Genomic DNA, 20,651 nt, shown 5'->3' with positions numbered 1-20,651 from the left:
GGGAGGGCGAAGGGGGGCTGGCTGACATGGACGTGCGCCGGAATGGAGTGCGATAAAATTTACGTGCATATGCCAATATCTGTCAAGAATGGGCTGGACGCGAGCCAGCCTCGGCAGTAGGGTATTGACCTGCCTGACCCGGTTTGCTGTCGCTGTCGCAGCTGCTGCGGTTGCCTTCGCCTTAAGTCCTTGTCCTTGCCCTTGCTGTTGTTCTATTCCTGCCCTCATGTCCGACGTTGAACCCTCTGCCCTCGCCACCATCACGGACCCCCTCGTCTGCAATGGCGCCGCCTTGCGCAAGGCGACCCGGCGCGTGTCGCAGTTGTATGACACGGTGCTTGCGCCCTGCGGCTTGAAGGTGTCGCAGCATTCCATCCTGATCCACATCGCCCGCGCGGGTTCGCCGTCAATGACCGACCTGGCGCGCGCGCTGGTGCTGGACCGCTCGGCGCTGGCGCACAACCTGAAGCCGCTGGAACGCGACGGCTATGTGGAAATGTCGCGCGATGAGCGCGATGGGCGCAGCCGCCGTGTGGCGCTGACCGAGGCTGGCCGCGCCAAACTGGCCGAGTCCAAACGCCTGTGGAAAGATGCGCAGCGCCGTTTCGAAGCGGCCTACGGCGCCGAGCGCGCCGCCGCGTTGCGGCATGCGCTGGCGGATATTTTTTCCGACGAGTTCGCGCTGGCGTTCAGCCGAGGCTAGTGGCCAGACCCTGCATCAACACGCCGGCCAGCACGCAGCCCATGCCGGCCGCCTGGGCAAGCGTCACCGTTTCACCCAACACACTGGCGGCCAGCAACACCGCGCACACCGGCGCCAGCGCGGTGAACAGCGCCGCTTCCGACCCACGCACGCGCGCAGCACCCGCGTACCAGAGCAGAAATCCCCCCACCGTGGGCACCAGCGCGTAATAGCCCACCGCCATCATGGCGTCGGTCGACATGCTCAATGTCCAAGGCGACTCGGCCATACTCGCCAGCGCCGAAAACGCCAGGCCGAACCCCGCCATCACCGTCGACAACGCCAGCGGCGGCACGGGCACGCGCAAGCGCTTGTTCAGCAGGATGAACAGCCCTTCGCACACCACCGCGCCCAGAATCAGCGCATTGCCCGTCCACGACGTGGCGTGATCCGCGCCTGCCTCGCCGCGGGTCATAAGCCAGACGCCGAATGCCGCCGTGGCGATGGCGCCCAGCGTGGCCTTGCCCGGCCGTTCGCCCAGCAGCAACACGGCGATGGCGGCGGACACCAGCGGCAAGGTGCCCAGGATGATGCCGCCATCCACGGCCGAGGCGCGTTGCAAGCCGGCGATCAACAGTGTCGTATAGCCCACGCTGCCGGCAATGGCCTGCGCCGCCAGCAGCAGCCAGTCACGCCTTTGCAGGCGCGGCAGGCGCGCTCCGGTAGCGGCCATCAGCAAGGCGAAGCAGGGCAGCGCAATGGCGAAACGCAGGGCGGTGGCGGTAAAGGGCGGCATGCCCGACCCGATGATCTTGCTGGCGATGACCGTGCTGCCCACCAGCGCCATGGCCGCTGCCAGAAAGCCATAACCCCACATTCGTTTGTTCGTGTCCATTGCCGTGCCAAGTGTGGAAAGCACGCAGCGTAGGGCGCGCGGGCGCGGCCGGTCTTGAACGAAATTGCAGTGGGTGAGTACAGGCCCTGGTTCAGATCAGGCGCGGAGCCAAGCCCAGATCCCGGCTCAGGTCGCGCAGGCCGCGATGGCGTAGTGGCCAGGCGATACGCCGTAGGTCCGAACGAACAGCCGCGTCATGTGGCTTTGGTCGGCAAAGCCGCTGGCGGCAGCGGCGTCGGCCAGCGTCATGCCGCGCCGGATCAACTGGCGCGCCAGCAGCAGGCGCCGCTGTATTTGATACGCATGCGGCGTCATGCCGGTGGCACGGGCAAAGGCGCGCAGCACCTGATAGCGGCTGAGTCCGCTGGCGGCGGCCAGGTCGGCCAACGACAGCGTGGCGGCGGGGGCATCATCGATCAGGCTGCGCGCGTGGCGGATGGATGCGGGCACGCTTTGGCTGGCCTCAAGCGCCAGGCTGCGGGCGCCGTCGCCGCGCGCCTGCGCCAGGATACGCAGCAATAAGGCGTCGCAGGCCAGCGGGGCGGGGGTGCTGATGGCGTGCGCGTACAACGTCAATACGTCGCGCGCCAAGACGGGCTGGCTTCGCGCGGGGTGTTCGAATTCGTAGCAGGCGCCCGCGCGGCCGTCCTCGTCCAGGTCGCTTGCCGCTTGCGCCACCACGTCCGGGTCCAGGTACAGCATCTGCCAGGCGCGTGGGGTGTCTCCGATGGGCGCGCCGTCATGGACCTCGCCCGGGTTGACGGTGATGACGTGGCCCGGGCCGGCGCGCACCTGGCCGCGTCCGCTGTGCGACACCTGCGCGCCCTGGCGCATCACGCCAATGCCGAACTGGTCATGCGTGTGCCGCGCAAAGGCATGGCGGCTGCGCGCGGCCATGGCCTGCACGCCGGCAAGCGCGCTGCGATGCATCAGGAATTGGCCAGAGGGCATGGGCGGGAAAGCGGCGGGCTGGGAAAGTCGGATCGGCCTAGTATCGCTTGCCGGTCTTGGCGTGATCAAGCCTACTGCAAGCCGCCCCAGCGGGCGACTGATGGCTCGGCCGCCGCCCACTTCCATTGCCCGGAGGGCTGCCGGCAGATCAAACTGGTGTAGGCGGGCGCAGGGGCGTCGTCTTGCTCCACCGTGAAAAGCACTTCGCGGCAGTGGGTAAGCGGGGTGTCAATGTCACGCACGACCTGGATGCCGCCCTGTTCACTGCCCACGGGCAGCGCGTGACGAATCTGCCAGTGCCGTACTTGTCCGATGGGCAGTTCGCCGGCCGCGTTTGCCATCACGTTCTGCTGATCGTTTTTCCAATCGCGCATCACGTACTTCACTGTGGCGTCCACCGCGGCTTGCACGGTGACGCCGATGGCATAGCCGGCAACCGGGTTGGCGGTGGCCGCGCCGCTGATCGTGCCGACGACCGCGCCGGTTGCGCCGCCGATCGAGGAGCTTTGGCAGCCATACAAGCCGATGCTGACGGCCAACATCAAGGCCAGCCCACAAGCGCGTTGCTTCACTGCAGCGCCCCCCAGCGGGCTGTAGCGGGTTCTGCGCTGGCCCAGCGCCATTGCGCGCCGTCTCGGCAGATGGTGGTGACGTAGAACTCGCGCTGCGGTTCCGTGCCCGGCTTGTCGGCGGGCGTGTCGATGGAGAAAACGACTTCCTTGCACTCCAGTCCGACGCCGCCGATGACGCGGCTGACGGAAACCTGCCCTTGCGCATCGCTTTCGATGGGAAGCTGATGCTTGACGCTCCAGGCGGCGACGCTACCTACATTCAGCACGCCCGCGGCCATGGCGATGGCATCCTGCTCTTCGCCGCGCGTTTTGCGCTGTGCGTAGGCCAGTGCCGCCTTGGCGCCCGCTTGTACACCAAGGCCAATGCCGGTGGCCACCGTAGCGTTGTCCGTGACTTTATTGGCGATGGCCGTACCCGCAATGCCCGCGGCGGCGCCAGTGCCTTCGCCAAGCAACGAACTGCAGCCCGATAACGTGGTCAATCCGACAAGGCTAAGGAGGGCTAGGGCGCGGCGTGGTGCGGCGGATGGTGTATGGGGGAACAAGCGGCGGCCTCCTGGATGAAACTTGGCGCGGCAAGTATAGGATGGGCGCCGCCGCGTACTGTGGGCCGTTTGCATTTCTTGGCAATTGTCGTCATCGGCGGCGCTCAGGCCGCAGGCCGTGCTCCCTTGGTATAGACCTCGCGCAGGGCGGACGCAAAGAGCGCATCCACGTTGCGCCGCAGGCCGTCGGCGCGGGTAAACAGCGAGATCGGCGGCAAGGTCCAGTCAAACGAATAGGGCACGATGGCCGCGCCGGCAATCCGCACCAGTTCGTCGGCGATGTCGGCCGGCAGGATCGACACCGCGCGGTCGCTGGCGACGATGATTTCGCCGATCAGCTTGGACGAATCGCTTTGCACCGACGGCGGGGGCGGCGCCAGGCCGGCGCGCAGGAAAATGTCGGCCACCTGCTCGCGGATTGGGCTGCCCGGCGTGCCCAGGATCCAGTCCAGGTCCGCCAGCCGGTTCCATTCCAGCCGCGACCGCCCCAGCCGAGCCGCCAGGCGCCGGCTGGCGATCAGGCGCGGTTGCTGGTGGTAGAGCACTTCAAAATCGATATTGCTCAGGTCCACCGATGGCGTGGCCCAGCCCACCACGATATCCAGAGTATGGTCGCGCAGTTGGCGCAGCAGGGCCGGGCCCTGGCCTTCGTGGATGGTGGCGGTGATGCGCCGCCCCTGCGGCAAGGTCCGGCTGATGGCGGCCGACAGCATCTGGCCCGACACGAACGGGATGACGCCGATATGCAGATGGGCGGCGTGGCCGGCCGCCACGGCCTCCATTTCCTGCACCAAGTGGCCCAGGTCGTGAACCAGCCCGCGCGCGCGCGCCAGCACCACCGCGCCCAAGGGGGTCGGGGTCATGCCCCGGACCGAGCGGTCGAACAGCGGCACGTCGAACATGCTTTCCAGTTCGGCCAGGGCGTTCGTCACGGCGGGCTGGCTGGTCGCCATGTGCTCGGCCACCCGGGTCAGCGACCCGTGCTGCTCGATTTGCAGCAGCAGCATCAGGTGGCGCATCTTCAGCCGCGAGGTCAGTTTCCGGATAACGGCATCCGGGTCAAAGGCCGTCATAGACACGCCATAAGGTAAAGGTAATGGGACGATATTAAATCCGAATCATCACCTTATGCCTGTCCGCCTAGAATTTTTCCCATATTGAAAGCTGGCTTCAAGCCGGCATTCCCGTCACCTATTCAAGTCAAACGAGGCTACCGCCACATGAACTCGCCCTCCGACCGTCAAGCAGCCCTGGACTATCACGAGTTCCCGACCCCGGGGAAGATTTCCGTGGTGGCGTCCAAGCCGCTCGTCAACCAGCGCGACCTGGCGCTGGCGTATTCGCCGGGCGTGGCGGCGGCTTGCGAGGAAATCGTGGCCGACCCGTCCAATGTCTACCGCTATACGGCGCGCGGCAACCTGGTGGGCGTGATCACCAACGGCACGGCGGTGCTGGGCCTGGGCAATATCGGCGCGCTGGCCTCCAAGCCGGTCATGGAAGGCAAGGCGGTGCTGTTCAAGAAGTTTGCCGGCCTGGACGTGTTCGACATCGAAATCAACGAAACCGACCCGGACAAGCTGGTCGAGATCATCGCGGGTCTTGAAGCCACCTTCGGCGGCATCAACCTGGAAGACATCAAGGCGCCGGAATGCTTCACCGTGGAACGCAAGCTGCGTGAACGGATGAAGATTCCCGTCTTCCACGACGATCAACATGGCACCGCCATCACCGTGTCGGCCGCGTTCATCAACGGCTTGAAGGTCGTGGGCAAGGACATCAAGACGGTCAAGGTGGTGACGTCCGGCGCGGGCGCTGCCGCCTTGGCTTGCCTGGACCTGATGGTGGACCTGGGCCTGCCGCTGGAAAATATCTGGGTCACCGACATCGAAGGCGTGGTCTATGAAGGCCGCACCGTGCTGATGGACCCGGACAAGGCGCGTTTTGCGCAAAAGACGGATGCCCGCAAGCTGGCCGAGGTGATCCAGGACGCCGACGTGTTCCTGGGCCTGTCGGCGGGCGGCGTGCTCAAGCCGGAAATGGTTGCGGCCATGGGGCCGCGTCCGCTGATCCTGGCGCTGGCCAATCCCACGCCGGAAATCCTGCCGGAACTGGCGCATTCGGTACGTGACGATGTCGTCATGGCCACGGGCCGGTCCGACTACCCGAACCAGGTCAACAACGTTCTGTGCTTCCCGTACATCTTCCGTGGCGCGCTGGACGTGGGCGCCACCACCATCACGCGCGAAATGGAAATGGCCGCCGTTTACGCCATTGCCCAGTTGGCGGAAGAAGAGCAGAACGAAGTCGTGGCCGCCGCTTACGGCACCTACGACATCTCGTTCGGCCCTGAATACCTGATCCCCAAGCCGTTCGACCCGCGCCTGATCGTGCGCATTGCACCGGCCGTGGCCAAGGCCGCCATGGACGGCGGCGTAGCCACGCGCCCGCTGGCCGACCTGGAAGCCTACGAAGAACAATTGCAGCAGTTCGTGTACCACTCGGGCGCGTTCATGAAGCCCTTGTTCTCGGCCGCCAAGCGCATCGTGCGCGGCGGGGGCAAGGCGCGCATCGTCTTCACCGAGGGCGAAGACGAACGCGTGCTGCGCGCGGTGCAAGTGGTGGTTGACGAAGGCCTGGCGCGCCCCATCCTGGTGGGCCGTCCCGCCGTGCTGCTGTCGCGCATCGAGAAGTTCGGCTTGCGCCTGCGCCTGGGTGAAGACGTTGAAGTCACCAACCCGGAATACGACGAACGCTTCCATCAGTACTGGACCACGTACTGGGAACTGATGTGCCGTCGCGGCATCACCAAGGAAATGGCGCGCGTGGAAATGCGCCGCCGCCTGACCTTGATCGGCGCGATGATGGTGCACTTGGGCGACGCCGACGGCATGGTCTGCGGCACGGTCGGCGCCTATCACGACCACCTGCGTTTTGTGAACGAAGTGATCGGCCGCCGCCCCGACGCCAACGTGTATGCCGCCATGAACATCCTGCTGCTCAACGAGCGCACGGTGGTGTTGGTGGACACGCATGTCAACGATGAACCCACGGCCGAGCAGATCGCGGAATTCACGGTGATGGCCGCCCAGCAAATGGCTCGCATGAACCTTGCGCCGAAGGTAGCGCTGCTGTCGCGTTCGAACTTCGGTTCCGGCAGCTCGGCCTCGGGTGCCAAGATGCGCCAGGCGCTGGAGCTGGTGCGCGAAGCCGCGCCCGAACTGGAAGTGGATGGCGAAATGCATGGCGACTGCGCGCTGGACGAAGCGCTGCGCATGCGCATCCTGCCGTCGTCCACCTTGAAGGGCGAAGCCAACCTGCTGGTGTGCCCGAACGTGGACTCGGGCAACATTGCCTACAACCTGCTCAAGACGGCGGCGGGCGGCAACGTGGCGGTGGGTCCGATCCTGCTGGGGGCGAACGCACCGGTGCATATCCTGACCTCCAGTTCCACGGTGCGCCGCATCATCAACATGACGGCAATGACCGTGCTGGACGCGAACCGGGTGGAAGCCGCCTAGGGCAGATGGGCCAACAGCCGCTGCGGCAGCGAATAGCTGTCGATATGGTCGCGCAAGGCTGTAATGAAAAGGTCCTCGGCGGGGCTGCGGTGTGCGTCGCGGTGCCACAGCAGGTGCAGGTCCGCCGCGCACACACCCTCGCCGGGCGGCAACCGCCACAATCGGCCTTCGGCAAGGTCTGCCTCGACACTATGTTCCGGCAGGCAGCCGATGCCAAAGCCCGCCACCAGCAAGCGCTTGACCTCGTCATGCTGCGAAGACGTTGCGACGATGCTTCCCGAGAAACCGCGCTGATCGCGAAAGATCGTCAGCGGCGACAGGCTGTCGCCCAAGGCGTCACTGGCGAAAGACACAAAGTTCTCGTGCAGCAGGTCTTCCATGCGGATGTCGGCACGCCCGAACAGCGGGTGGTTCTTGCCGCAGAACAGCGCATAGCGCTGTTGCAGGAACAGCTTGTGGTCCAGGCGCTGGGGAATCTGCCGGCATAGCGCGATGCCCGCCGTGGCGGCCCGCTGCTGCAAAGCGTTCACGATCTCGCTGCTGGGCAACACGTCCAATTGCACTTCAATGCGCGGGTGCGCACGATGAAAGCGCGCCCAAAAATCGTCATACATCGCCGAATGGATGCGGCTGGCCACCAGCAGATGCACGCGGCCCACCGTTTGTTCTTCGGCTTGCGCCACGTCGCTAAGCAGTTGCGACACGCTTCCATGTATGGCCTGCGCGGCCTGTCGCACCTCTTCCCCGGCCGGGGTGATGGCGAACTTGGCGTGATGCCGCTCAATCAACCTGCGGTCCAACTGCGCTTCCAGGCGGCGCAAGGCTTGGCTGACCGCCGACTGCGTCAGATGCAGTTTGATAGCAGCGCCGCTAATGCTGCGCTCTTCTGCAATCACCAGAAAAGTGCGAAGAAGATTCCAATCCAGACGGTCTCCCATGCGGGAAACCGTTGCCGTCGGCATGGCCTTTTCTTTCATAGTGCGTTGAACAATAAGGAATTGATGAATTTTGAGGACGCGATATCTTCGCCTCCGTCGCTCGTCTATTTCAACATTAATTTCTCTTAAGTCGATGATAAGAAATCGGAAATTGACGCAGGTTCTGACAGCGAGCGATAAAGCCCCAGGCACTGACGCTTACTCTTCGCTCAAGGACACATCATGGACAAGGCAATCGCACCCGCGCCATTGACCGCGGAACAGACGCGCCGCATTCTTCAAGCGGTTGACGACCACTTCGATGCGCAACTGGCGTTCACGCAGGATCTGGTTCGCTTTCCGTCGCTGCGCGAGCAGGAGCACACGGCGCAAGACTTCCTGTACGAGGCGATGCGCCAACGCGGCTTTGCCATGGACCGCTGGAAGATCGACGTGGAAGACATCCGCTCGCATCCGGGTTTCGGACCGGTCACCGTGTCTTACGAAAATGCGTTCAATGTGGTGGGCACCTACCGGCCCGAGGTACAGACCGGGCGCTCGCTCATCCTGAACGGGCATGTCGACGTGGTGCCGACGGGGCCGCAGGAAATGTGGAGCCGCTCGCCCTGGGATCCGGCCATCATCGACGGCTGGATGTATGGCCGAGGCGCGGCCGATATGAAGGCCGGACTGGCCGCCAATCTTTTCGCCTACGACGCCCTGCGCGCGGCGGGCTATGCGCCGGCGGCGCCCATTTATTTCCAGTCGGTGGTCGAAGAAGAATGCACGGGCAATGGCGCGCTGGCCGCGCTGTTGCGGGGGTACAGGGCCGACGCGGTGCTGATTCCCGAGCCCGAGGAAAACATGTTGGTGCGCGCCAACGTCGGCGTGTTGTGGTTCAAGGTCCGCGTGCAGGGGCATCCCACGCACACGCGCGAAATGGCCAATGGCTTCAACGCCATCGACGCCGCCTACGCCACCATCGAAGCGCTACGTAAATTGGAGGGCAAATGGAACGCACAGCATCATTGCCACCGGCATTTCGAGCACCTGGACCACCCCATCAACTTCAACATCGGCAAGATCGCGGGCGGTGATTGGCCGTCGACCGTGCCGCCCTGGTGCGAGTTCGACGTGCGCGCCGCCATCTATCCGGGCACGACCGCGGACGAGGCGCGGGCCGAGATCGACGCCTGCCTGCGTGATGCCGTGTCAGACGCGCGCCTGGGCGGCACGCAGCCCGAGGTCACGTACACCGGCTTCTACGCCGAGGGCTACGTGCTGGAAGAAGGCTCCGACGCCGAAAGCACCTTGCGCGATTGCCATCGCCAGGCGTTTCAGAGCGACTTGCAAACGTTCACGACGCCCGGCTATCTGGACGCGCGCGTGTTCGTGATCTATGGCGACATGCCGACCCTGGTCTATGGGCCAAAGTCCTTGGACATCCATGGCTTCGACGAGCGCGTGCATTTGGAATCGGTGCGCTTGATCACCAAGACCATCGCGCTGTTCATCGCGCAATGGTGTGGCGTGCAGCTTGCGCCATAGCATCCGTTGCGCCACTCCCAAAGAAAAATGCCCCCGTGGGGGCATTTTTTTCATGGGGCAGCTTTACGTGCTGCTGGCCTTCCAGGTGCCGTCCGGTTGCTTGCAGAACCAGAACTTCCAGGTTTCGGTGGTGCTGGTGCGCGCAAAATCCGCCACCAGGAAGCGGCAGACGCGGTCGTCCTTGACCTTGGAGGTTTGCGTGGGCGTCAGCTGCACGGTGATCGGCGCGGCGCGCTTGGCCTGGGCTTTGCTGGTCCATTCCGTGCGCTGGCCATCGGCCGAACTATTCAAGGCCTGGGCCACGGCATCATGGAAAGAGGTCCGGTCGCCTTTGGGAATTTGCGTGATGAGCGAGTTGTTCAGCATCACGGGCGGCGCGGCGACCGCCGCTGCCGACATGCCGCCTGCTACCAGCAGCGCGGCGAGAACGCGGGTGTATTTCAAGATGGGCTCCCTTCTGATGAGTCAGATTTTTATCTTGCACTGGAGCCGATAGTACGCGAAGCCGTTGCGTTTGCCACGCGGGGGCGGCTGACAAAAAAAGGCCGCCTGAATGCGGGCGGCCAAGGGTACAACAAGGGGAGGGAGCACTCGTTGTGCGTTCGTTGCCTGAGCGTTGCGGGTGCGCGGCCCAAGCGTTGCTGGGTCGATCAGTTGCTGTGATAGACGCCGGCGAAGGGCATGTCGTTCGGTTCAACGTTGGACACCAGGCCGGCAGCCTTGGCGGTCGCTAGTTCAGCTTGAACTTCGGCGCGGGTCTTGCCCGTGTGCGGGGTGCCGTAGACGCCTTGGAACGGCACATTGTTCGGTTCTACGTTGGTCACCAGGCCGGCGGCGCGGGCTTCAGCCAGTTCGGCTTGCACCTGGGCGCGGGTCGGGCCTTGATAGGGCGTGCCGTAAACGCCTTGGAACGGCACGTTGTTGGGTTCGGTGTTATCCGATGCGTAGGCGCCGGCGCTCAGGGCGGCAAAGGACAACATCAAAGCGGTAGCGAGGGTCTTCTTCATGGTAAATCTCCGATTTCAAGAGCCGTGGGAGCGAATCCGGCGGCCTATCCGTCGTGGTTCGTTGCTGTTTCCCGATGACTGAATTCTGCGCCGATCGAAACTAGGGATAAACCCGGATATCCGTAAAAGATATTTCCATAAATGGAAAGAATATCGTTCGATTTTCTGCATAGTCTCCATTTATGGAATCGATAGCGTCCGACCGGCATAGGGGGATTTGCATGGAAAAGGTGCGGCTTAGCGGTGAAAAAGCCACGTTGCTGATAACGCTGTACGCGAAGGCGCAAGAAAGCCGCATGCCCGATTCGTTGTTGCAGGATGGCTACGCCGCGGCGGCGGTTGCCCGCATCGACTACGACTTCGCGGCGCTGCGCATGGGCCGCGATGCCATGATCGGGCTGTCGATGCGGGCCTACATGCTGGATGCCTGGGTGCGGGAGTTCCTTGCCGCGCATCCCTCGGCCACGGTGCTGCATCTGGGTTGCGGCCTGGACAGCCGCGTGTTTCGAGTGGACCCGTCACCCTCGGTAGCGTGGTTCGACGTGGATTATCCCGACGTGATCGCGCTGCGCCGCGCGCTCTATCCCGCGCGTCCGGGTTGCGAACTGATCGGGACCACGCTGTCCGAACTGGGCTGGCTGACGCACATTCCCACCGATCAGCCGACATTGGTGGTGGCCGAAGGCCTGTTGCTCTATCTGCGCGAAGAAGAGGTGCTGCAACTGCTGCGGGTGGTCAGCACGCAATTTCCCTCGGGGGAAGTTGTGTTCGACGCCTATAGCCGGCTGGGCCTGGCGCTGGCCTCGCGCAACCACATGTTCCGCGCAATGGGCGCCGCGATGCGCTGGAGCCTGAACCATGCGCAAGATCTTGAAGCCCAGGCACCCGGCTTGCTGCTGCACACCGAGCAAGGGCTGGATGACGATAGCTGGCGCGCGCAACGGGCCAGGTTCAGTTGGCTTGCGCGGATGGGGTTCGGATTGATGCGGCGCGTGCCGCTGCTGCGACGGATGGGGCGCTTGCTGCGCTACCGCTACTAGCGGCGCGGCGTCGGTAGGGCCGCGTCAATCATGCCGCTTCAATAGTGCGGCGGCAGTTCGTCGCGCAGGCTGCGAAAAGGCGCGGCGCCTTCGGGTGCCTGCTGGCGCAGGTCGGCCACTTCGCGTTGCAGCCGGTCTATCTGCTGTTGTTGGCGGACGATAATCTGATTGAGCTGTTCCAATAGATCATCCGCAAAGCTGGATTTGATTTCCAGCTCTTGCAGGCGGCGTTCGATGTCTTGCATGGGTTCCATGGCGGCTATTAGAACCTATTCCCATGACGGATTTCCAATGGCATAGGCAATAGCCAGGCATTTCAACAGGGAGACGGATTTGACGCAGGCGGTCGGACGCGGCGGCAGGGCGCGGCAGAAAGAAATCGGACTCGGCAACGTCAGGCGCGGACCGCGCCCAGGCTTGCGGTGGGTGATGCAGGCGGCGGGCCTGACGGCCGGTCTGACAGCAGGGTTGGACCATGGCGCCTGGGCGCAGCCGGGGGATGCCATCCTGGCCCCCGTGGTGGTGACGGGCACGCGCCTGGGCACATCAATACTGGACACGCCCGCCTCCGTGGATGTGGTGGACGGCGTGCGCATGCGCCAGGGCCAACCCCAAATCAACCTGTCCGAAGGCTTGGTCGGGGTGCCTGGCCTGCAGATCCAGAACCGGCAGAACTACGCGCAAGACCTGCAGATATCCAGCCGAGGCTTTGGCGCGCGGTCCACCTTCGGCGTGCGCGGCGTGCGTCTGTATGTCGATGGCATTCCGGCCACGATGCCGGACGGGCAAGGGCAGACGTCGAATATCGACATCGCCACGCTGGGCCGCGTCGAAGTCATGCGTGGGCCGTTTTCGGCGCTGTACGGCAATTCGTCGGGCGGCGTGATCCAGGCGTTTACCGAAGACGGCGTTGCGCCGCCGTCCGTGACGGCCAGCGCCTGGGGCGGCAGCTACGGCACCTGGCGTTATGGCGTGCGCGCCAGCGGCGCCACGGGTTCGAGTTCGGGTTCGAGTTCGGATGCGGGCCGCAGCCCCGGCGACCTGGACTATGTAGTGGGCGCCACGCGCTTCACCACCGACGGTTATCGCGACCACAGCGCGGCCCGCAAGAACCTGGCCAACGCCAAGCTGGGCCTGCAACTGGACGACGCCAGCCGCTTGACGATCGTGGTCAACAGCGTGGACCTGACCGCGCAAGACCCGCTGGGCCTGACCTATCAACAGTTTCAGGACGACCCCCGCGCGGCACCCCTGGCCGAGCAGTACAACACCCGCAAGACCGTGCGCCAGACGCAAGGGGGTCTGGTTTACGAACGTCAGGTGGACAGCCGCAACACGCTGCGCGTGATGGCGTACTACGGCCAGCGCGACACGACTCAGTACCAGTCGATACCGCCCGCCGTGCAACTGGCGCCCACGCAGGCGGGGGGCGTCATCGATCTATCGCGCCAGTACGGCGGCGCGGATGTGCGCTGGACGTCTGAGCTGGACGTTGCCGGGCGGCCGCTGACGCTGGTGGGCGGCATTGCCTACGACGCGATGCGGGAAGACCGCAAGGGCTATCAGAACTTCACCGGCACGGTGGCCAACCCGCAACTGGGCGTGCAGGGCGCGTTGCGCCGCGATGAAACCAACTCCGTGTACAACGCCGACCCGTATCTGCAAGCATCCTGGCAAATGACAGAGCGTTGGACGCTGGACGCGGGCCTGCGCTACAGCACCGTCAGCTTCGATTCCAACGACCACTACATCACCCCCGGCAACGGCGACGACAGCGGCACGGCGCGCTACCGCAAAGCCCTGCCGGTTGCGGCGCTGCGCTATGCGGTCAGTGACGACGTCAGCGTGTATGCGTCCTACGGACGCGGTTTTGAGACGCCCACCTTTAACGAAATCTCGTATCGCCCAGGCGGCTTGCCAGGCTTGAATTTTGGCTTGGCGCCGTCGCTCAGCACCAATCTGGAAGCGGGGGTGAAGGCCCGCATGGCGGGCGGGCTGCTGACGGCCGCCGTCTTCCACACGGGTACCGATGATGAGATCGTGTCGGCCGGTAGTTCAGGCGGACGCACCACGTACCAGAACGCGGGCCGCACGCGGCGTGACGGTTTCGAGCTGGGCTGGTCAGGTGAACTGGCGCCGCACTGGCGCACGCAGTTTGCCTATACCTGGTTGAACGCGCGCTACGCCGACGACGGCTCGGGCGGCATCCGCGCGGGCAACAAGATTCCGGGGATTGCGCGGCAATCGGTATTTGCCTCGGTGGCGTGGGCGCCGCCGGAAGGCTGGCAGGCGGCGCTGGAAGGTCGTTTGCTCAGCAAGATCTATGTGAATGACGCCAACGACCAGGACGCACCCGGCTACTTCGTGGCTGCCTTAAGCGCCGGCTATATCAAGCAGGTGGATGCCTGGGAACTCAGCGCCTATGCGCGGGTGGACAACCTGTTCGACAAGCAATACGTGGGCTCGGTGATCGTCAACGAAAACAACGGCCGGTATTACGAGCCGGCCGCGGGGCGCAGCCTGGGGTTGGGCCTGGGCGCCACCTATCGGTTCTAAGGCTTTCAGTTCGACGCGCCCTCAGTCGGGCGCGTTGGCGTAGCAGACGTCGTGGTCTTCGCACTGGGGGCAGCCGGGTGCGGCCGACGGCGGCAAGCCCGCATGTTCGCAGGCCGAGTAGGCCAGGAATTGCTTCCAGCGCAGGTTGCGCGTGTTGCGCATTACCAGCCCGGGATAGTGGCGCGCCAGCAGGAAGGTCACGTCTTCCCGGCCGGACAGGCCCAGGTCGCGCCACAGATGGTCGGGGCGCAGGCAGGCGTGCACCAGCACACCGGTGACCCAGGGCGTGGTGAGGGTATCGGGGGCGCGGTAGGCTTCAAGCAGCACGCGCATCAGCAAGGTAAAGCCGGGCTTGGGGTCGCCCCGGCCGCGTGCCGCATAGGCGGCGTATTGCTGGACCAGATCGGCCAGCCTGGCGTCCGGGGAAGCGAGTGCGCCCGGGAACAGATAGTGCAGCAGTTCCGCCAGTTCTTCGGGGCAAAGGCCGCTGCGCGCCAGGTCATGGTGCGCCAGGCTGGTGCCGATCACCGTGGCGAAGAAGCCCGCATCAGGGTGGCCCGGCGGCGCGTGGTGCAACAGGGCGCGGGCAAACCGCTGGGCCGGCATGGCAATGTCGGCATGGGCGGTAGGAGAGGTCAGCACGGCGTCCATGGCGGTAGCGGCAGTCGCGAAAGTAATTCTGATGTTAATGAAGTCGATATGTTGCGAAATATATAACGAAAGCCATGTCAGCCTGACGATATTGTGGACAAAATCGTCTCAGGACATACCCGAAGAGCCGACCAGGGCGGGCGGTAAATGTCTGCGCGCGGACGAGTATCATCGGCGTCCCTGATTCTTCTGGCTTCGTCCACGCATGTCGCGCAGCTTTCGTCCCGCAGTTTCCCGATTGTTCGGCGCCGTCCTGGTGGCCTTGGCAGGTTTTTCGGCGGCGCCTCGGCCTGCCGTGGCGTACGACATCGGAGCCGTCATAGACGCCATGCGCCTGTCGCGCTACCCGCTGCGCGAACCCGAGCGGCGTGTCTGGGGAACCGAGAACGTCAAGGACGCGGTGCTGGTCGGGCAGATGGAAAACCGGCTTTACCTGTATCGGTACGTGCGTGGCGCGGGCAAGGAGTTCAGCCTGGATTTCCGTTCGCAGCCGCTGGTGATCGACCCGGCAAGCTGGCAGGCCTCGCGCGAAGAAAATGTGCGGGTCAGGGCGCCGCGCGAGGCGCAAACCCAGTACTGGGTGGGCTACGCGTACCCAGGCTCGGACGACACGCGGGCCGACGGTTTCCTGGTGGATGCGGACGGCGTGGCGGCCACCGTCCAGGCCGACACACGGCTGATCGTCGTGACGGCCGACCGGCCCTGGAACGATGAACGCAAGACGCAGGCCCTGGCCACGCTGCGGCCGGCGCTGACCGACTACCCCGTGCGCATGCCCGCGTTTCCCGCCGATGTGCGTTTTGAATACCGCACGCCGGTGGATGTGACCGCCACCTTTCGCACGCTGCATCAGGTCGCGCGTGCCGTGCCGCGCGCCAAGACCGCCGAGTTCAGCCGCGCGCTGGCCGATCTGCGCCGCTTTGTCATGGAGCAGGACTACCGCGAGATCGACCCCACCGGCAAAGATCCCGAGATGCTGACGGCGTTGAACGACTACGGCTTCTGGCTGGCCGAGTCGGGCGATACCGAGCAGGCCGACCGCATCCTGACCGACGTATTGCGGCGCGACCCGGCACGCACGGCGGCCTATTTGAACCGGGCCGATGCGCGCTGGAAGCAAAGCACGAAGACGCGCGACAAGCGGAGTTATTTCGAAGCCCTGGCGCGCGAAGATTACCGCCTGTATTGCACGCGCAGGCTGGAAGCCAATGAGCCCATCCCCGGCAACATCGCCACGCGGATCGGCGCGGCGTTGAACGATGCCGCACCGCTAAACGCAGAGACGTGCCGCCCCAGGCTTGCCATCTTCAAGGCGATCCAGGCAGACGACCTGGACGCCGTGCGCGCCGAGCTGGCGGCCGGGCAGGACCCCAACGGCGTGAACGAGAACGGCACGTCGGCGCTGGCGGTGGCCGTATCCCGCAAGCAGTTGGAAACGGTGCGGGTGTTGCTGGCGGCGGGCGCGCGCGCTGATGGGCCCAACAACGGCTATGTGCTGCTGGCCAGCGCGCTGCCCGACGTCCGCGATACCCGCCCCGCCGCCGAACGCTACGCGCTGGCCGACACCCTGATTGCGGCGGGCGCGCCTTTGGATGCGGCGGACTCCAACGGCACGCCGCTGCTGGTGCGCCGCATTTCGTACTACAGCGAAGACAAGGACACGCTCAACTATCTGCTGGCCAAGGGCGCCAACCCCAACGCACGCGAAAAGAACGGCCGGTCGGCATTGCATGCCGCGATGCAAAGCCCCAAGACGTTCTGGTTTGCGCAGGCGCTGCTGGCCAAGGGCGCCGACATCAATGCCGCCTATGTGCGCATGGTCTACGGCAACCAGAACATGTGGGAAACGCCCCTGCTGGAAGCGCTGCGCGGCGCCATCAGCGGCGAGTTCACGCCCACGGTGGTGTATCCCATTCCCGAGCGCGTGACCTTCGCCCTGGCCCTGGGCGCGGACGCGGCGGTAGGCGGCTATAGCGCCAGCAAGACGCCGGAACGCAATGGCCTGAATGAAGCGCTGACGCTGGCCGCGCGCACCATGCAGCCGACGCTGGTGGACCAATTGGCGGAAGCCGCCAAGCCGCCACGCCAGGCCTTGACGCCGGAATCCCTGTCCAGCCTCTTGAGCGTGTGGAATCAGTTGGAGATTCGCGCGGCCATCAAGCAGAACAGCCCGGAATGGGACGGCCAGCGCGCCAAGCTGCGCGCCACCGCCGACCGTCTGCTGGCGGCCGGCGTGCCGCTGACCTGGGCGCAGGACGCCACCGGTCTGGGCAACAATCGCCTGGCGCCGCTCAGCCTGCCGTGGCTGCCCGACGACCTCTATCTGCAATGGCTGGAACAGGGCGCCGATGCGTCGGACAGAAGCGACGCCGGCGCGCGCCTGGATGGCGTCGTGGATGCCGACGCCTTGCCGCTGGTGATCATGCTGCGTGTGGGCAACGACGCCAAGGCGCAAATGCTGCTGGCGCATGACGCCGGGCTGTATCGCACCCCATGGCGTTGCGGCATGGCGGTGGCGGACGTGCTGGCCTGGCAACTGAGCAACACCGGCCCCATCAGCCCGACGGGCGCGCGGGCGATCCGGCAGGTGCTGGACGGCGCGCAGGGCGCAGCCAGTTGCGACCTGGACCAGGCCTCGCGCGTGCAGCCCTTTGTGGGCGTATCCGCCCGCGATCTGGCCACGCGCGCCAACGTGACGTTGACGGTGAAGGCGCCAGGCTAGGCGGCCGCGCACGGTGCATGCGCTCCAAAACAAAACAGGCGCCCGAAGGCGCCTGTTTTTTTTGCGTTGACGCTGACTAGCAGCGTCGGCGGCAAGCCGTCATTACATGGCGTGGCCCATGTTGACGTTCATGTTGTACAGCACCCATGCCGACCCGCCCACGATGATGGCGATGATCATTACGGTGAAGACGAACGCGGCGAGGTTGTCGCGCGCCGACTTCGACGCGCCCATGTGCAGGAAGTACACCAGTTGCACCAGCAACTGGAGCACGCACAGGGCAACGACGCCGACGATGGTGATGGTGTGCGACAGCGCGCCGTGCATCACCAGGCCGAAAGAGCCGAAGGTGAGCAGCAGCGAGAGCACGAAACCGATGATGTAGGACTTCAGGCTGCCGTGGTCGGCGGCGTGATCGTCGTGGCCGTGTGCGGCCGCAGCGGAGTGCGACATCAGAGGGCTCCCAAGAGATAGACGAAGGTGAAGACGCAGATCCAGACGATGTCCAGGAAGTGCCAGAACAGGCTCAGGCACGCCAGGCGACGCTTGTTGATCGAGTCCAGGCCATGGCGGCGGATCATGTCGAGCATGACGATGATCCAGATCAGGCCGAAGGTGACGTGCAGGCCGTGCGTGCCGATCAGCGTGAAGAACGCCGACAGGTAAGCACTGCGGCCGGGGCCCGCGCCTTCAGTGATCAGGTGATGGAATTCCCAGACTTCCATCGCGATAAAGCCCGCGCCGAACAGGAACGTGACCATCAACCAGCCCATCGCGCGGGACTTGTTGTTGGCGTGCACGTTCAGGTTGGCCATGCCGAAGGTGAAGCTGGAGAACAACAGCAACAGCGTTTCGACAAGCACGAACTTCAGGTCGAACAGTTCCTTGCCCGTGGGGCCGCCCGCGGTGGCGTTGGACAACACCGCGAACGTGGCGAACAGCACCGAAAAGATCAGCAAGTCGCTCATCAGATAGACCCAGAAACCGAAAACGGTCTTGGATCCATCGTCGTGATGCGCGTGATCGTCGTGACCCGCGTGGGGGTGAGTGGCTACGGCTTGAATCATGGCTCAGGCGGCCTTCTGCATTTTGTCAAAGTGAGCGTTTTCGATGCGTTCGACTTCCGCGGCCGGGACCCAGTAATCGACGTCGCGGTCGTAGGCACGGGCGATGAACGCACCGATCATGCCGACGAAACCAGCGGCGGCGAGCCACCAGATGTGCCAGATCAGCGCAAAGCACATCACCAGGCCGAACAAACCGATGTAGACGCCGGCGCCGGTGTTACGCGGCATGTGGATGTCTTCGTACTTGGCCGGGCGCTTGTAGGCCTTGCCGCTTTGCTTGTCTTCCCAGAACTGGTCCAGCTCATCAACGTGAGGAACGTGGGCGAAGTTGTAGAAAGGAGCCGGCGACGAAATCGACCATTCCAGGGTGCGGCCATCCCAGGGATCGCCGGTGACGTCCTGGTTTTGCTTGCGTTGGCGAACCGACACGAACACTTGCTGCAACAGGAACCAGATGCCCAGCATGATCAGCGCGGCGCCAGCCAGCGCAACCAGCAGGTACGGCTGCCATTCGGGGTTGTCGTAGTGGTTCAGGCGACGCGTCATGCCCTTGAAGCCCAGGATGTACAGGGGCATGAAGGCCATGAAGAAACCAACGAACCAGCAGTAGAACGAGTAGCGGCCCAGGCGTTCATTCAGCGTGAAGCCGAATGCCTTCGGGAACCAGTACGTCATGCCCGCGATACAACCGAACACCACGCCACCGATGATGGTGTTGTGGAAGTGGGCGATCAGGAACAAGCTGTTGTGCAGCACGAAAGACACGCCGGGGATGGCCAGCATCACGCCGGTCATGCCGCCGATGACGAAGACGATCATGAAGCCCAGCGTCCACAGCACCGGCGTCGTGATGCGCAGGCGGCCGCGGTAGATGGTGAACAGCCAGTTGAAAATCTTCGCGCCCGTCGGGATCGAGATAATCATCGTTGCAATGCCGAAGAAGGCATTGACGTTGGCCCCCGCGCCCATGGTGAAGAAGTGGTGCAGCCAGACCAGGAACGACAGCACGCCAATGGCGGCCGTGGCGTAAACCATGGACTTGTAGCCGAACAGCGTCTTGCGGGCAAAGGTGGCAACCACTTCCGAATACACGCCGAACGCCGGGAGCACCAGGATGTAGACCTCGGGGTGACCCCAGATCCAGATCAGGTTCACGTACATCATGACGTTGCCGCCCATGTCGTTCGTGAAGAAGTGCGTGCCCAGGTAGCGGTCCATGGTCAGCAGCGCAAGCGTTGCGGCCAGGACGGGGAAGGCGGCGACGATCAGCACGTTGGTGACCAGCGAGGTCCACGTGAAGATCGGCATCTTCATCAGGCTCATGCCCGGTGCGCGCATGCGCAGGATGGTCACGATGAAGTTGATGCCGCTAAGCGTGGTGCCCAACCCTGATATCTGGAGTGCCCAGATGTAGTAGTCCACCCCGACGCTTGGGCTGTAATCCAGCCCAGACAACGGCGGATAGGCGAGCCAGCCGGTCGCGGCGAATTCGCCCACGAACAGCGAGATCATCATCAGCGCGACGCCGGCACCGAACAGCCAGAAGCTCAGCGAGTTCAGGAACGGGTAGGCCACGTCGCGGGCGCCAATTTGCAGCGGCACCACGATGTTCATCAGCCCGGTAATGAAGGGCATCGCCATGAAGAAAATCATGATGACGCCGTGGGCGGTGAAGATCTGGTCGTAGTGGTGTGGTGGCAAGAAGCCGGCGGAGTCGGCGGATGCCACCGCCAACTGGGTGCGCATCATGATGGCGTCGGCAAAGCCGCGCAGCAGCATGATCAGCGCGACGATGATGTACATCACGCCGATGCGCTTGTGGTCGACGGAGGTCAACCATTCCGTCCACAGGTACTTCCACTTGCCGAAGTAGGTGATGGCGCCGAAGACCGCTAGGCCTCCCAGGCACACGGCGGCCAGCGTAACCATGACGATAGGTTCATGGTACGGAATGGCCTCGAGGGTAAGTTTCCCGAGCAT

At 64.4% G+C, this 20,651-nt stretch carries 19 protein-coding genes; 6 read left to right on the top strand and 13 right to left on the bottom strand.

Going from position 1 to position 20,651, the window contains the following annotated elements; translation table 11 throughout:
* Positions 1–226 precede the first annotated feature (226 nt).
* Positions 227–703, top strand: a complete 477-nt coding sequence (locus M2361_RS13720) for a MarR family winged helix-turn-helix transcriptional regulator (RefSeq protein WP_259249768.1) — start codon at positions 227–229, stop codon at positions 701–703.
* Here M2361_RS13720 and M2361_RS13715 read toward each other — a convergent pair.
* The 5 genes from M2361_RS13715 to M2361_RS13695 form a co-directional block, all read right to left on the bottom strand.
* Positions 690–1,577: a DMT family transporter gene (locus tag M2361_RS13715; RefSeq protein ID WP_259249763.1), complete on the bottom strand. Its 888-nt coding sequence runs from the start codon at positions 1,575–1,577 to the stop codon at positions 690–692. The two genes, M2361_RS13720 and M2361_RS13715, sit on opposite strands and share 14 nt — an antisense overlap.
* 126 nt (positions 1,578–1,703) lie before the next feature.
* Positions 1,704–2,528: an AraC family transcriptional regulator gene (locus M2361_RS13710; protein ID WP_259249761.1), complete on the bottom strand. Its 825-nt coding sequence runs from the start codon at positions 2,526–2,528 to the stop codon at positions 1,704–1,706.
* A 71-nt stretch (positions 2,529–2,599) separates the two neighbouring features.
* Positions 2,600–3,100, bottom strand: coding sequence for a hypothetical protein (locus M2361_RS13705; protein ID WP_259249760.1), 501 nt, complete (start codon positions 3,098–3,100; stop codon positions 2,600–2,602).
* Positions 3,097–3,645: a hypothetical protein gene (locus tag M2361_RS13700; protein ID WP_259249759.1), complete on the bottom strand. Its 549-nt coding sequence runs from the start codon at positions 3,643–3,645 to the stop codon at positions 3,097–3,099. Before M2361_RS13700 ends, M2361_RS13705 begins: the two co-directional genes overlap by 4 nt.
* A gap of 104 nt (positions 3,646–3,749) precedes the next feature.
* Positions 3,750–4,718 carry a LysR substrate-binding domain-containing protein gene (locus M2361_RS13695; RefSeq protein ID WP_259249757.1) on the bottom strand — a complete coding sequence of 323 codons (969 nt, stop codon included), beginning with the start codon at positions 4,716–4,718 and terminating at the stop codon, positions 3,750–3,752.
* A 147-nt stretch (positions 4,719–4,865) separates the two neighbouring features.
* Between M2361_RS13695 and M2361_RS13690 the strand changes: the two genes are divergently transcribed.
* Positions 4,866–7,163 carry an NADP-dependent malic enzyme gene (locus M2361_RS13690; protein WP_259249756.1) on the top strand — a complete coding sequence of 766 codons (2,298 nt, stop codon included), beginning with the start codon at positions 4,866–4,868 and terminating at the stop codon, positions 7,161–7,163.
* Here the strand turns inward: M2361_RS13690 and M2361_RS13685 are convergent.
* On the bottom strand, positions 7,160–8,125 hold the full coding sequence (locus tag M2361_RS13685; RefSeq protein WP_259249754.1) for a LysR family transcriptional regulator: 966 nt from the start codon (positions 8,123–8,125) through the stop codon (positions 7,160–7,162). The genes M2361_RS13690 and M2361_RS13685 overlap by 4 nt on opposite strands.
* Positions 8,126–8,323: 198 nt before the next feature.
* Between M2361_RS13685 and M2361_RS13680 the strand changes: the two genes are divergently transcribed.
* On the top strand, positions 8,324–9,628 hold the full coding sequence (locus M2361_RS13680; protein WP_259249752.1) for an ArgE/DapE family deacylase: 1,305 nt from the start codon (positions 8,324–8,326) through the stop codon (positions 9,626–9,628).
* Positions 9,629–9,691: 63 nt separating this feature from the next.
* Here the strand turns inward: M2361_RS13680 and M2361_RS13675 are convergent, their stop codons facing one another.
* Positions 9,692–10,072 (bottom strand): hypothetical protein, encoded by a 381-nt coding sequence (locus tag M2361_RS13675; RefSeq protein WP_100854722.1) that lies wholly within the window; start codon positions 10,070–10,072, stop codon positions 9,692–9,694.
* Between the two features lie 206 nt (positions 10,073–10,278).
* Complete coding sequence (locus M2361_RS13670; protein WP_259249750.1) at positions 10,279–10,635, bottom strand: DUF4148 domain-containing protein; 357 nt, start codon at positions 10,633–10,635, stop codon at positions 10,279–10,281.
* 221 nt (positions 10,636–10,856) lie between these two features.
* Here M2361_RS13670 and M2361_RS13665 point away from each other — a divergent pair, with 221 nt between their 5' ends.
* Entirely contained in the window at positions 10,857–11,675 is an 819-nt protein-coding gene (locus M2361_RS13665; protein ID WP_259249748.1) for a class I SAM-dependent methyltransferase, read from the top strand.
* A 38-nt stretch (positions 11,676–11,713) separates the two neighbouring features.
* On the opposite strand, the gene M2361_RS13660 is transcribed toward M2361_RS13665, so the two are convergent.
* A complete protein-coding gene (locus M2361_RS13660) occupies positions 11,714–11,929 on the bottom strand; it encodes a SlyX family protein (RefSeq protein WP_046805159.1) in 216 nt (71 codons plus the stop codon).
* 175 nt (positions 11,930–12,104) lie between these two features.
* Between M2361_RS13660 and M2361_RS13655 the strand changes: the two genes are divergently transcribed.
* Positions 12,105–14,231, top strand: a complete 2,127-nt coding sequence (locus M2361_RS13655) for a TonB-dependent receptor (protein WP_259251479.1) — start codon at positions 12,105–12,107, stop codon at positions 14,229–14,231.
* A gap of 21 nt (positions 14,232–14,252) precedes the next feature.
* Here M2361_RS13655 and M2361_RS13650 read toward each other — a convergent pair whose 3' ends face one another.
* A complete protein-coding gene (locus M2361_RS13650; protein ID WP_259249744.1) occupies positions 14,253–14,882 on the bottom strand; it encodes a nitrogen fixation protein NifQ in 630 nt (209 codons plus the stop codon).
* Between the two features lie 238 nt (positions 14,883–15,120).
* On the opposite strand from M2361_RS13650, the gene M2361_RS13645 reads away from it, so the two are divergent.
* Positions 15,121–17,604 (top strand): ankyrin repeat domain-containing protein, encoded by a 2,484-nt coding sequence (locus M2361_RS13645; RefSeq protein WP_259249742.1) that lies wholly within the window; start codon positions 15,121–15,123, stop codon positions 17,602–17,604.
* A gap of 102 nt (positions 17,605–17,706) precedes the next feature.
* On the opposite strand, the gene cyoD is transcribed toward M2361_RS13645, so the two are convergent.
* Genes cyoD through cyoB form a run of 3 tightly spaced genes read right to left on the bottom strand, consistent with a single transcriptional unit; the run spans position 17,707 to position 20,651 of the window.
* Positions 17,707–18,057, bottom strand: coding sequence for a cytochrome o ubiquinol oxidase subunit IV (gene cyoD / locus M2361_RS13640; protein ID WP_046805162.1), 351 nt, complete (start codon positions 18,055–18,057; stop codon positions 17,707–17,709).
* A complete protein-coding gene (gene cyoC / locus M2361_RS13635; protein ID WP_100854727.1) occupies positions 18,057–18,671 on the bottom strand; it encodes a cytochrome o ubiquinol oxidase subunit III in 615 nt (204 codons plus the stop codon). The genes cyoD and cyoC overlap by 1 nt, the downstream gene beginning before the upstream one ends.
* 3 nt (positions 18,672–18,674) lie before the next feature.
* Complete coding sequence (gene cyoB / locus M2361_RS13630; RefSeq protein ID WP_054422652.1) at positions 18,675–20,651, bottom strand: cytochrome o ubiquinol oxidase subunit I; 1,977 nt, start codon at positions 20,649–20,651, stop codon at positions 18,675–18,677.

Source organism: Achromobacter sp. JUb104, from assembly GCF_024806975.1.
Classification (GTDB): Bacteria; Pseudomonadota; Gammaproteobacteria; order Burkholderiales; family Burkholderiaceae_B; genus Achromobacter; species Achromobacter spanius.
Note: the sequence above shows the minus strand (reverse complement) of the source record. Positions and strands in the feature narration are given on the sequence as shown.